Genomic DNA, 14989 nt, shown 5'->3' on the forward strand with positions numbered 1-14989 from the left:
CATACATCTTACATACAGATGAAATGGAGGCAGCTCTATGAAAAGTGATATGAAGGCAAGCGGGTTACTCAAGCCATCTGTCAGCTACGGAAAACCATTGCGGCTTTCAGCGGATCAGCCGATGACGATTCCTGAAGTCCTGCACAAAACCGCCGCGGCAGCGGGAGATCAAAAGGGCATCACATATATACAGCCTGACGGCACCAAAGTGTACCAGACTTACAGCGGCCTGAAAAAGATCGCTCTTTCGATTGTGAAAGGGCTCCGCCAATCAGGAGTGAAGGCTCAGGATGAAGTCATATTACAGCTCAGTGATAATTCCCAGCTGATTCCTGCGTTTTGGGGCTGTGTTTTTTTAGGAGCGATCCCGGTTCCGCTTGCGGCCGCTCCGGCTTATACAGAAATGAACAGCGGGACGCAAAAACTGAAAGACGCCTGGACGCTTTTGAATCAGCCGTATGTCATCACAAGCCGTGAAGTGCTGCCGGAGATGACTGAATGGGCGGAGGAGCAGGAGCTTTCCGGGTTTTGCGCTTTGGCGGCAGAAGATCTCAGTGCGCATGAAATGGATACGGACTGTCATCATCCCCGTCCGGAAGATTTGGCGATGCTGCTTTTGACCTCGGGAAGCACGGGCACGCCGAAAGCCGTGATGCTCAGCCATGAAAACATCGTCTGCATGGTCAAAGGAAATATTCAGATGCAGGGCTATACAAGTGAGGATGTCACGTTTAACTGGATGCCTTTTGACCATGTCGGCGGCATCGGAATGCTTCATCTGCGTGATGTTTATCTCGGATGTGAGGAAATCAACATACCGAGCGAATCCATTTTGATGGATCCTTTAAAATGGCTCGACCTGATTGATCATTACCGCGCTTCGGTCACGTGGGCCCCCAATTTTGCCTTTGGGCTGCTTGCCGATTTCGCAGAAGAGATTCAAACACGGAAATGGGACTTATCTTCCATGCGTTATATGCTGAACGGCGGGGAGGCCGCGGTGGCGAAAGTCGGACGCAGAATTATGGAGCTTTTAGAGCCGCACGGTCTGCCGGCTAATGCCATCCGTCCCGCATGGGGAATGTCCGAAACGTCTTCGGGCGTTATTTTCTCAGATGAGTTTACACTGGAAAACACGAGTGACGACGATCGTTTCGTCGAGATCGGTCTGCCGATCCCGGGGTTTAATATGAGAATTACGGATGACCGCAATCAAGTGGTGGAAGAAGGAGAAATCGGCCGCTTTCAAGTGTCCGGTCTGACTGTAACGAGCGGATATTATGAGCGCCCGGACTTAAACGAGAGTGTCTTTACAGAAGACGGCTGGTTTGAAACGGGAGATCTCGGATTTCTGCGTGAAGGCCGCCTGACGATAACGGGGCGCACGAAAGATGCCATCATTATCAACGGTGTGAATTATTACAGCCACGCCATTGAATCAGCCGTTGAGGAATTGCCGGAAATTGAAACGTCATATACAGCGGCATGCGCCGTCCGGCCGAATCAAAGCACGACAGATGAGCTGGCGATTTTCTTTGTGACGTCTGTTCCATTGGATGAGAACCGCATGACGAAGCTTCTTCATCACATTCACCAGCACGTGACACAGAGAATCGGCGTTACCCCTGATTATCTGCTTCCGGTCGCAAAAGAAGACATTCCTAAGACGGCAATCGGGAAAATCCAGCGCACTCAGCTGAAACATTCATTCGAACAAGGGCAATTTGATTCATTACATAATAACAGACAAGAAGGCGGCAATTCAGACCCGGCTTCTGCAGAGAAAGAAATTGAACGGGATTTTATCCGTTTTCTGAAAGAGGAACTTTCCATCGCGGATGAGCTTGTTGATCCAAATACACCGTTTCAAAGCCTTGGCGTCAATTCCATCAAGATGATGAAACTCGCCAGATCAATTGAAAAAACGTATCACATCCGGCTGACGGCAAGAGAGCTGCACAAAAACCCGACGATTGGCGCTTTAGCGGCTTATACTGCTGAAAAAGCGGCAAACATGTCAGCGGAGCATCATTCCCAAAAAGCCGAACCGCCGGCAGAACGGGAGAGACGGCAAACGGCGCCGGCGCTTTCAGAAGTCCAAAAAGGGCTGTGGACATTGCAGAAAATGTCGCCTGAAACGACTGCATACCATGTCCCGCTCTGTTTCCGATTCACAACCGGAATCGACAAAGAGAAACTGAAACAGGCGTTTCAGCTCGTATTAAAGCAGCATCCGATGCTCAAAAGCGCCGTGAATGAAACAGACGGCGGGTTTTATTTCATAGAAGCGGCAGATCCTTTTGTATTCTCGGAAGAAGATATTTCTGACGTCAATGAATCACAAATACCTGCTCTGATACGGAAAAAAGTGAAAGAGCCGTTTGTCAAAGAAGGCGGGCCTTTGCTGCGCGTGCGGCTGCTTTCAAAATCCGCCTCGGAACATTATCTTTTGACGATCATTCACCACATCGTGTTTGACGGCATTTCATCCATTACATTTATTCACAGTCTGCTGGATCACTATCAGGCGCTGCTGGAGGGAAAAGAAGAGTTTACGGCCGCCGCTCCCGGCATTCATTCCGATTTCGCGGCTTGGGAAAAGCGGTATTTAGCGGGTGAAGAAAGCAAAGCTGCCCGCGCTTACTGGATGAAACAGCTCGGGGGCGATCTGCCTGACCTTCAGCTTCCGCCGATGCGCACGGACAGCAGCGTTCCGGAGTTTACAGAAGATACGCTGACACGCCGTCTTCCCGAACGGCTGCTGAATAATCTAACGGCGTTTGCCGCATCCCGTTCGATTCATTTGTCTACCGTTATGCTGAGCTGCTATATGGTGCTTTTAAGCAAATATACGGATAAGGAAGATATTGTGACAGGCATGCCTGCAATGGTCAGACCTGAAGAACGCTTTGACGGAGTGGTCGGCCATTTCCTCAACATGCTTCCTATACGGAGCAGAGCCGGACGAAAAGAAACATTTGCTGACTTTGTTCAAAAGGTGCAGGATGCCGTTCTGGACGGACTGGATCACTCCTTTTATCCGTTTCCGAAAATGGTGCGTGATGTGCATGCGAAACCCCTGCAGAACGGTTCGCCTGTTTTCAGCAATGCCTTTTTCTATCAGAACTTTCTGCAGCATTCAAGCTATCAATCGATGCTGGATGAATACAAGGAATTCTCCTGTGAGTTTGTAAAAGACATTCATCAGGAGGGGGAATATGATCTTGTATTTGAAATGTGGGAAGAAGCATCAGGCATGGATCTTACGATTAAATACAGCACCGAATTATTCGACGAAGCAGGGGCGGCCAGACTTTTCAGCCAATTTGTACAGGCCGCTGAAGCTTTGACGGCGAATCCGGATATGCCGCTTGAGAACGTTTCTCTCATGACAAAAAGAGAGGAGCACATGATTCTTAAGACTTGGAATGAGACAAGCAGTGAATATCCGGATGCCTGCTTCCATGAATTATTCGAACGTCAGGCGGCAGAAACGCCGGACGCTTGTGCGGTCGTGTATGAACAGCAAAAGCTGACGTACCGTGAGCTTGATGAAAAAAGCACGAAGCTGGCGCTCTATTTGCAGGCGCACGGTGCAGGCCCTGATGATCTCATCGGCATTTATACAGACCGTTCATTGCATATGGCTGTCGGCCTTCTCGGCATTTTAAAAGCCGGGGGAGCGTATGTGCCGCTTGATCCTTCTTATCCCGCTGACAGATTGGAATATATGATCGCCGACAGCAGGATTTCAATGTGTCTGACGACAGCTGATTTAGAGCACTCCTTGAACTGGGGAGGCGTGCAGACAACTGCCATTGACCGCGATTGGTCTCGTATTGAAAGTACAGCCGCGGAAAGAACGTCGCTGAAGCGGTTAGTGACACCTGACGATCTGGCGTACGTCATTTACACGTCGGGCAGCACGGGCAAACCGAAGGGCGTGATGATTCCGCACCGGGCGCTGACCAATTTCTTAATCTCGATGGCGAATGAACCGGGGCTTACGTCCGAAGACAAACTGCTTGCCGTCACGACATATTGCTTTGATATCGCGGCACTGGAGCTTTACCTCCCTTTAATCAAAGGAGCGGAGTGCAACATCTGTAAGACAGAAGTCACAAAAGACGCACGGAAGCTGAAAGAGCTGATTCAAGAGTACAAACCGACGATCATGCAGGCGACGCCGTTTACGTGGAAAATGCTCTTTCATTCCGGATGGTCAAATGAAGAAAAAGTGAAAATCCTTTGCGGCGGAGAGGCGCTTAGCGAACAATTGAAGCAGCAGTTTCTCGATACGAAAAGTGAGGCTTGGAATATGTTCGGGCCGACAGAGACGACAATCTGGTCCGCGGTGCAGCGTATAACGGAAAATGAGAGCGCGCTTACGATCGGGCGCCCGATCGCCAATACCCGTGTGTATATTATGGATTCCGCTCTCAACCCTGTTTTAGAAGGGGTGCCGGGAGAACTTTGTATTGCGGGAGACGGATTGGCAAGAGGGTATTTCAACAAGCCTGAGCTGACAGATAACGTTTTCGTCAGCCACCGGCTCGAACTGGGATCAAAGCTTTATAAAACAGGCGATATGGCGCGTTTTCTTCCCGGCGGCCGCATTGAATACATGGGACGGATGGACACCCAAGTCAAAATCCGCGGCTACCGGATTGAACCCGGAGATATTGAGAGCCGGCTGAATGCCTATCCGGCCGTACAGGAAAGCGTGGTGGTTGTGAACAATCACTCCGGAAATGAAAAACTTTGCGCATTTTATATCCTGAAAAACGGAGAGCCGCTTCCGTCTGCAAAGGAATTGCGCAATCATTTGAAACAAGCGCTGCCGGCCTATATGACGCCAGCTTCGTTTATCCGTCTTGAAGAGCTGCCGCTCACACCGAACGGAAAAGTTGACCGCAAGCTTCTTGCTGCGCGCGATCTGACGGAAAAGCAGCCGGACACACAAACATTTTCATCATCTCATATCCAGCAGGCGGTGCTGGCGATTTGGCAGGATGTATTGAAAAGCAAAGATATAGAGCTTGATGACCGCTTTTTTGATGCGGGGGGAGATTCGCTTCTTGCCGTGGCTGTCACTGACCGGATGACGCAGGAACTGAATTGTGAATTCAGTGTAACGGAGCTGTTTGAATACGCGACGGTAAAAGACATCAGCCGGTACATCACAGAACAAAAACTGAAAGAAACCGTTTTGGCTCCTGTGCCGCAAAAGAAAGTGAATACAGAAGACCGGGAACACCCAGCGGGAGAAATTCCCGATTATTATGAGGACAGTGTCGCGGTTATCGGTATATCCTGTGAGTTTCCGGGAGCAAAAGATCATTATGAATTTTGGAATAACATCAAAGAAGGCAAAGAAAGCATCACCTTCTTTTCAAAAGAGGAGCTCCGCCGATCCGGTGTTTCTGAAGAACTGGCTGATCATCCCGGCTTCGTTCCGGCTAAATCAGTTTTAGAGGGGAAAGAAATGTTTGATCCCGGTTTCTTCGGCTTTTCACCGAAAGATGCGGAATATATGGACCCTCAGCTGAGAATGCTTTTGCTCCATTCATGGAAGGCAATCGAGGATGCGGGATATATCTCAAAAGAAATTCCGGAAACAAGCGTGTATATGTCTGCAAGCACGAACTCTTACCGCAGCCTGCTGCCGGAGGAGACGACAGCACAGCTGGAAACGCCGGATGGCTACGTATCATGGGTGCTTGCCCAAAGCGGCACGATTCCGACGATGATTTCTCATAAACTCGGGTTGAAAGGGCCGAGCTATTTTGTCCATGCCAACTGCTCATCTTCGTTAATCGGCCTGCATTCGGCTTTTCAAAGCCTGCAGTCCGGCGAAGCCAAGTATGCCCTTGTCGGCGGTGCGACCCTTCATACGGAATCAAGTGCCGGATATGTTCATCAGCCGGGGCTGAATTTTTCAAGCGACGGGCATATTAAAGCGTTTGACGCGGCTGCTGACGGAATGATCGGCGGTGAAGGAGCCGGCGCCGTGCTCTTGAAAAAAGCGTCGGATGCCGTTAAGGACGGCGACCATATTTATGCGCTGCTGCGCGGAATCGGCGTCAATAACGACGGAGCGGATAAGGTCGGATTTTATGCGCCGAGCGTCAAAGGACAGGCTGAGGTCATTCAGAAGGTCATTGATCAGACCGGCATCCATCCTGAAACGATCGCGTACGTCGAAGCTCACGGCACAGGAACAAAACTCGGCGACCCGATCGAACTGTCCGCACTTCAATCGGTGTACGGCCGATATACAGATAAAAAACAATACTGCGGCATCGGTTCAGTCAAAACAAATCTCGGGCATTTGGATACAGCGGCCGGAATGGCGGGCTGCATCAAGGTTGTCATGAGCTTATATCATCAGGAAATCGCGCCGAGCATCAATTACAAAGAGCCGAACCCGAATCTTCATTTAGAAGACTCTCCGTTTTACGTAGCGGGAGAAAAGAAAGAGTTAACCCGTGAGAACAGAGCGCACCGCATGGCTTTAAGCTCTTTCGGTCTTGGCGGAACAAACACACACGCGATTTTTGAACAATATCCGGATGCATCCGAAGCAGCAGACGCTGCCGGTCCGTTCATCATTCCGTTGTCTGCCAGAAAAAAAGATCGTCTGAAGGAGTACGCAAAACAGCTGCTGGCTTTTCTGGAAAGAAAAACGGACGCCGGCCTCGCTGATCTTGCCTACACGTTCCAAGTCGGAAGGGAAGCGATGGAAGAGCGCGCGGCCTTTATCACAAGCGGCACTGCGGAGCTCAAGCGGCAGCTTGCCGATTTTATCAATGATAAGCCGGCTGTAACAGGCTGCTTTAGAGGAGAAAAACAGCAGGCAAAAGATATTGCCTGGCTTTCTGATGATGATGACAGCGCTGAACTCATTGAGAAATGGCTTGCGAAAGGAAAAGGAACGAAGCTCTGTGAAATGTGGAGTAAAGGTGTCGCCATTAATTGGCACAAGCTTTACAAAGACAAGCATCCGAAACGGATCAGCGTGCCGGTCTACCCGTTTGCAAAGGAGCCGTACTGGCCGAAAAAAGCAGAAAAGAAAACATCTGCCGCACACACCGGAGTCTCAGTTTTACACCCGCTTGTGCAGCAAAATACGTCAGATTTGGCCGTTCAGCGGTTCAGCTCACGGTTTACAGGCTCAGAATTTTTCCTGAAGGATCATGTGGTCAGGGAAAAAGCGGTGCTGCCGGGAGCGGCATATTTGGAAATGTCTTATGAAGCGGTAAAACGGGCGCTTGGCGGCTTATTAAAAGACCAAGACAGAATAACGCTCCATCATACCGTCTGGATGAAACCGATCGTCGTTCACGAACAAGAGCGCCAAGTCCATATCGCGCTGTTTCCTGAAGAGGACGGCATCATCTCATATGACATTTACAGCGTAAACGCTGACGATGAAGAAGTGCTGCACAGCCAAGGACGGGCTGAAATCATAAAGGCTGAACGAGAGCCTGAGGCCGACCTTTCTGCCATACAAAACAGATGCACAGCGGACATTCTTGATCCGGCGGCCTTTTATCGGGAAGGCCGGAGCAGGGGGATGTTCCACGGAAAAGCCTTCCAAGGCATTAAGTCCGCTTTTATCGGCGAGAAAGAAGTGCTTTCGGATATACAGCTTCCGGATTCTGTTTCTCATACGAACGGACAATTTACGCTTCATCCGAGCATCATTGATTCGGCTATTCAGACGGCGACGATCTGCATTATGCAGGAGTTTTCCGGACAAAAGCTGATTCTGCCGTTTGCGCTGGAATACCTTGAAGTCATCAAACCATGCACACCGACTATGCGGGCGCATGCACGCTTCAGCGAAGGATATCAAACCGGTGATTCCGTGCAGAAAGCCGACATTGACCTGTTCGACGAAACAGGAGCGCTTTGCGTGAAGGTGAGAGGATTCTCTACGAGAGTGCTTGAAGGCGATGCAGAATCGGCTCAGCGGCCATCAGGCTCGGAAAAGGTCTTGTTTGCACCGGTTTGGAAAGAAGCCGCCGCATCCGAGAAAGCTTCTGTCCATGCTGATGAGCATTTGATCATACTTTGTGAAGATGCCTGCCGTATAAAAGATGAAGCGGCATCCGGCCTGAAAGACGCCGAGCTGCTGATTGCAGAAGGTGAGGGAGAAACAGCCGCTGAACGCTTCCAAGGCTACGCGCAGACAATCGCCGAACACATCCGTCGGATCATCAGCGAAAAAAGGCAGGGCCGCATTCTGATTCAGACTGTTATTTCAGCAGACGGCAGCCAGCAATTGTTTGCGGGGTTAACAGGTTTGTTAAAAACAGCCGAGCTGGAATACGGAAAACTTGACTGTCAGCTCATCGAGATGGAATCAATCGGCGAAATGCCGGCTGCCGCTCAAAAACTGAAAAACGACAGCCATCGGCCGCATGATAAACATATCCGTTATACAGGAGAAAAACGGTATGTGAAGGCTTGGGAAGAAATGCATCCTGCAGGTGGCGGCGCCGTCTGGAAGGACGAAGGCGTATATCTGATTACCGGAGGCGCAGGAAGCCTGGGGTTGATGTTCGCAAAAGAAATCGCAGGTCGCGTAAAACACCCGAAAATCATTCTGACCGGCCGCTCAAATCTGGCAGAAGCCAAACAGCGTGAGCTTGCTATGCTTCAAGACTCAGGCGCAAATGTCGTCTACAAAAAGCTGAATGCGGCAGACCGGCGGGAAAATGAAGCGCTGATAAGAGAGATTACGGCGGAATTCGGGGAGCTTAACGGAATTATTCACGCAGCGGGCGTGATACAAGACCGTTTCCTGCTGCAAAAAACGAAGGAAGAGTTCAGGGAAGTGCTTGATCCGAAAGTGATCGGCACCGCTTATTTAGATGAAGCCAGCAAAGACTGCAATCTTGACTTTTTCGTATTGTTCTCCAGTGTTTCCGGCGTTCTCGGCAATGTCGGGCAGGCTGATTATGCCGCCGGCAACGCGTTTATGGATGCATACGCCGCTTACAGGCAATCCCTTACGGAGAATGGTCTGCGGCACGGAAAAACGATCGCCTTTAACTGGACGCTGTGGAAAGATGGCGGTATGCAGGCGGGAGACGAGACGGAGAGAATGATGAAAAAAGCTTTCGGCATGGTTCCGCTTCAAAAGGCGTCAGGCCTGGCTGCATTTTATGAAGGAATGGCTCAGGAAAAGCCGCAGCTTTTAGCAGCTGAAGGACACGCAGCAAAATTAAAACAGTCGTTCCTGTCCGTTTCTGAAACTGAAAAGCCGCAGGTGGAGAAAATAGAGCCTGTATCCGCCGTTTCGGGAGACAAATGGCACGGTGCGCTTATCAGATTGGTCAGTTCAATTTTAAAAGTCGGCCAAGACGAGATTGATATTGATACGGAACTGAGTGAATACGGTTTTGATTCCGTATCCTTTACCGTCTTTACGAATCAATTAAATGAAGCGTATCAGCTGGAGCTGGCACCGACGATCTTCTTCGAGCACGGGACGATCCGCAGTTTAGCAGAGTATTTGTTGGATGAAACAGAGAGAGGTCTTCCTTTTCAGCCGGAAGAAAAACACGATGCAGAAGAATCTCTTCAAGCGCTTCACACCGCTTTGACAGCCATAGTAAGCGGCATTTTAAAAGTTGACCGTGAGGACATTGATACAGATACGGAACTGAGTGAATACGGTTTTGATTCCGTATCCTTTACTGTCTTTACGAATCAATTAAATGAAGCGTATCAGCTGGAGCTGGCGCCGACGATTTTCTTTGAGTACGGAACGATCAGTAATCTCGCCGGATATTTGGCAAAAGAACATCCGGGCCGTTTCGGCGAAAAGAAGAAGGAGTCTCCGAAAAAAGAGCAGCCAAAAGCCCAAAAACCGAAAATGCAGCGGAAAAAGCGCTTCGCAACGGTAATGAACGCTAGGGCAGCGGCACAAGAGCCGCGCCGCTTGGACCCGGTTGCCATTGTCGGAATCAGCGGCCGATTCCCGGGCGCGAAGGATATAGAGGAATTTTGGCGCAATCTGAAAGAAGGAAAAGATTCTATCACAACCATTCCGAAAGAACGCTGGGATTGGCAAGCGTTTGATGGCGACCCGAACCTTGAAAGGAACAAAACGAATATTAAGTGGGGCGGCTTTATCGACGGAATAGCTGAATTTGATCCGCTGTTCTTTGGGATTTCACCGCGGGAAGCCCAATATTTAGATCCGCAGCAGCGGCTGTTATTGACTTATGCATGGCGGGCGATAGAAGATGCGGGCTGTAAGCCGGAAAGCCTTTCCGGCACAAATACGGGTGTCTTTATCGGCACCGGAAATACCGGTTATAAAGATTTGTTCACAAGGGCAGGTCTTGCGCCGGAAGGACATGCGGCGACAGGCAGCATGATTCCTTCCATCGGTCCGAACCGTTTAAGCTATTTGTTAAATCTTCACGGGCCGAGCGAGCCGGTTGAAACGGCATGTTCAAGCTCGCTTGTTGCGATTCACCGGGCGGTATCCGCTATAGAAAACGGAGAATGCGACATGGCGATCGCCGGGGGAATCAACACGATTCTGACGGAAGAAGCGCATATCAGCTACAGCAAAGCAGGCATGCTCAGCAAAGACGGAAAATGCAAAACCTTCTCCAAAGATGCCAACGGGTATGTCAGAGGAGAAGGCGCGGGAATTCTGATGCTGAAGAAACTGACAGATGCAGAACGTGACGGCAATCCGATTTACGGCGTGATCCGCGGTACGGCTGAAAACCACGGCGGCCGGGCGAATACGTTAACCTCGCCGAATCCGAAACTGCAGGCTGATTTATTGGTGAAAGCATATCGGAAAGCGGGAGTGGACCCGAGCACCGTCACGTATATTGAAGCGCACGGTACAGGAACGGAATTGGGCGACCCGATTGAAATAAACGGTTTGAAAGCGGCGTTTCACGAGCTGGCGAAAACAAATCAAGAGCCTGAAGTCTCCGATCACCGCTGCGGCATCGGTTCGGTCAAGAGCAATATCGGCCATTTAGAGCTTGCCGCGGGAGTATCAGGCGTCATGAAAGTGCTTTTGCAAATGAAGCACAAAACGCTGGTGAAAAGCCTGCATTGCGAGATGATCAATCCGTACATTCAGCTCGATGACAGTCCTTTCTACATCGTGCGGGAAAATCAGGAATGGACGGCAGCGAAAGATAGAAACGGAAATGCCATTCCGCGCCGGGCCGGGGTCAGCTCATTTGGCATCGGCGGGGTCAACGCTCATATCGTCATTGAAGAGTATGTCCCGAAAGCAGCCGCGCAGCCTGAGCACAGCCCGGAAAATCCGGCAATCATCCTTTTGTCCGCCAAATCAAAAGACAAACTGTTTGAACAGGCGCAGCAGCTGCAAAAAGCGATCCGTCAAACGCCGTATACAGATCAAGACTTGGCGGGCGTCGCTTATACGCTGCAAACCGGAAGGGACGAAATGGAAGAGCGCCTGGCCATTCTTGCAGCGACGATGGCGGAATTGGAAACAAAGCTGGAAGCATTTACGAAAAATGAGAAAAACATCGCCGGGCTGTATACCGGCCAGTCTCACCGCAATAAAGATACGTTTGCCTTGTTCACGGCAGATGAAGATATGGACATCGTCATTGACGCCTGGATTAAAAAAGGAAAATTCGCCAAGCTGGCAGAGGTATGGGTGAAAGGCGGCGTGTTGAATTGGAACCGGCTGTATGAAAAGGGTACGCCGCGTTTACTCAGTCTTCCGTCTTATCCGTTCGCAAAAGACACGTATTGGGTGCCTGAGAATCCTGACAAAAATAAGGTCCATACAGAGGAACGGATGAAACGTATTCTGACAAAACAATGGGAACCGAGCCCGCTCGAACTGCGTGAACCGTGCCCACGTTCCGTTGCGATTTTGACAGGCGGGGACACGATCAATCTCGCAGAAGAGATCGCAGCGCATATGCCGAATCACCGTATTATCACAACATCAGACCTTACCGGTGAATATGACTGGCAGGCGTTTGGCGGAGTCATCGACCTTCTCGGCGCAGCGAAAGAAGAAGCTTCTGGAGATATGCCCGGTATCAAATGGCTTCAGCAATTGATTGAGCATGGGCATAAAGAAGGGATAACACTGCTTTGTGTCACGAAAGACCTTGAGTCAATGGGGAAAAAGGCCAATCAAATAACGGGAGCAAAACGGGCCGGGCTGTACAGAATGCTGGCATGCGAGTACAGTCATCTGTCTTCAAGGCATCTCGACCTTGAAGGAGCGCTTTCGGATGACAAACTGGCGAAGCAGATTGCCGATGAGTTTCATGCCCGTACTGATGACGCGGAAGTTTGCCGGAGGGACGGCTTGCGCTACCGCGCCGTATTGAGCGGATCAGAAAATATGAATACGAAAGGCGAGAGAATTGATTTTCCGGACCACCATGTGCTTCTGATCACCGGAGGGACGAGAGGGATCGGCCTTTTATGCGCACGCCATTTTGCCGAACATTACGGAGTGAAAAAACTGGTGCTTACAGGCCGTGAGACCCTTCCGCCGCGAAGTGAGTGGACGGGCGGACTGAATGGGGTGACGGCTTCTGTAAAAGCGAAAATTGAAGCTGTTCTCGACTTGGAGTCCAAAGGTGTACAAGTGAAGGTATTGTCAGTCCCGTTAGCTGATGAAGCCGGGCTGAGACAGGAATTGAGTCAGATCAAACAGACGCTCGGACCTATCGGCGGCGTGATTCACTGCGCGGGTGTGACCGATAAAGAGACGCTCGCATTCATCAGAAAAACCGATGAAGACATACAGCGCGTGCTCGAGCCGAAAGTAGACGGGCTTCAGGCGTTATACAGTGTGCTCAGCGAAGAGCCGCTGAAGTTTTTCGTCTTGTTCTCTTCCGTGTCAGCTGCGATACCGGCGCTTTCGGCAGGACAGGCCGACTATGCCATGGCCAATGCGTATATGGACTATTTTGCAGACTCATACAAAGAGCAGCTGCCGATCGTGAGCATTCAGTGGCCGAACTGGAAAGAAACCGGAATGGGCGAAGTAACGAACAAAGCTTATAAAGAGAGCGGGCTATACAGCATCACGAATGCAGAAGGATTACAGCTCCTTGACGGCATACTTCTTGAATCAGCAAGGGGCCCGGTGCTGCCGGCCGTTCTGAATCCTAAGCTGTGGAAGCCGGAGCGATTCCTGCGGCGGAGCAGGCAGGATCAGCCAATGAGTCCGGCTATGGTAAAACCGGCGGAAAAAGCCGCTTATACTGCCGCAGACAACGCTCAATTAACAAGGAAAACAGAAGAATGGCTGAAAGAGCTATTTTCTGAAGAGCTGCGGATTGACCAGGATCAGCTTGAGACAGACGTATTATTCCAAGATTACGGAGTGGACTCCATTATCCTTGCTCAGCTTCTGCAGCGGATCAATCGGAATCTCTCGGCATCGCTTGACCCGTCCATTCTGTATGAATATCCGACGATTCAATCTTTCGCAAAATGGCTTCTCGAAGGATATACAGAAGTTTTGTCAGAACGGTTTGATTTGGCGGCTGAGCCTGTTATGAAGAAGCCGGCTGAGCCGGTAATTGTAACACAAGCCGTTAAGGTGCAAGAAGAGGCGGCCGAAAAACAGATTCACCGGGAAGATATCGCGGTCGTCGGCATGTCCTGCCGGTTTCCGGGGGCGGCTTCCTTAGAGGCGTACTGGTCGCTTTTGGCTGAAGGCCGTTCGGCTATCGGTCCTGTTCCGGCTGAGCGATGGGGGGTGAAGACGCCTTATTACGCGGGAATGCTTGATGGAATTCATCAATTTGATCCGGACTTCTTTTTACTGGCTGAAGAAGATGTAAAGGCAATGGACCCTCAAGCTTTGGCCGCTCTGGAAGAATGTCTTAACCTGTGGTATCACGCGGGCTATACGCCGGATGAGATAAAGGGAGAAGCAATAGGTGTGTACCTCGGGGGACGCAGCCGTCACAGACCGGGTGAAGAGAAACTGCTGGATGCGAAAAACCCGATCGTCGCGCTGGGCCAGAATTATTTGGCCGCCAATCTCTCTCAATATTTTGATATGCGCGGCCCGAGTGTTGTCCTCGATACGGCTTGTTCTTCTGCTTTAGTCGGAATGAATATGGCCGTGCAGGCTCTTGTAACAGGAGAAATAAAAGCGGCCGTCGTCGGCGGTGTGAGCCTGTTTGAATCAGAAGAAACCCATAAATTATTTGAACAGCGCGGCATATTAAGTAAAGCGCAGTCGTTCCATGTATTTGACGAACGCGCCGATGGAGTCGTGCTGGGCGAGGGTGTCGGAATGGTTCTTTTAAAAACCGTGTCTCAGGCCATTGCAGACGGAGATTCTATTTATGCCGTAGTGAAGGCGGCATCCGTCAATAATGACGGAAGAACGGCAGGCCCGGCTACGCCGAGTCTGGAAGCGCAAAAATCCGTCATGAAGACGGCTCTTGAAAAAAGCGGAAAACAGCCGGAAGACATTACTCATATTGAAGCGAACGGTTCAGGCACGGTCGTGACGGATCTGTTAGAACTGAAGGCCATTCAATCCGTCTACCGTTCAAAAGACGCCGGCCCGCTCGGAATCGGATCTGTGAAACCGAACATCGGGCACCCGCTTTGCGCGGAAGGAATTGCAAGTTTCATAAAGGTTGTTCTCATGCTGAAAGAAAAGAGCTTTATCCCGTTTTTATCAGGTGAGCATGAAAACACACATTTTGATAGAGAAAAGGCCAATATTCAGTTCAGCCGCACTCTGGCAGACTGGCCGTCACCAATGCCGGCGGCAGGAATTAACTGCTTTGCCGACGGCGGAACAAATGCCCACGTCATTGTGGAAGCGTGGCAGGGAGACGAAGGGCGCCGAATCAAGCGCCACCCTTTAACACCGCCTGCATTAAATAAGCGGCTGATTTCGCCGGACAGCAAAGAAGAAACGAACGAAAAAGCTGCGGCAAACATCTGGGATACCTATGAAGTGGAGGTTTAA

1 protein-coding gene is annotated in these 14989 nt (G+C 50.5%); it reads left to right on the top strand.

All coding sequences use genetic code 11. From position 1 onward, the window contains the following. The first annotated feature begins 37 nt into the window (after positions 1 to 37). Positions 38 to 14989: a non-ribosomal peptide synthetase gene (locus L3V45_RS08485; protein ID WP_236837344.1), complete on the top strand. Its 14952-nt coding sequence runs from the start codon at positions 38 to 40 to the stop codon at positions 14987 to 14989.

Source organism: Bacillus sp. R45 (assembly GCF_021729365.1).
GTDB lineage: Bacteria > Bacillota > Bacilli > Bacillales > Bacillaceae > Bacillus > Bacillus velezensis.

Bases quoted from the DNA above. Each gene is read 5' to 3' on its own strand.
- L3V45_RS08485 (WP_236837344.1), top strand. From the start codon at position 38: ATGAAAAGTGATATGAAGGCAAGCGGGTTACTCAAGCCATCTGTCAGC.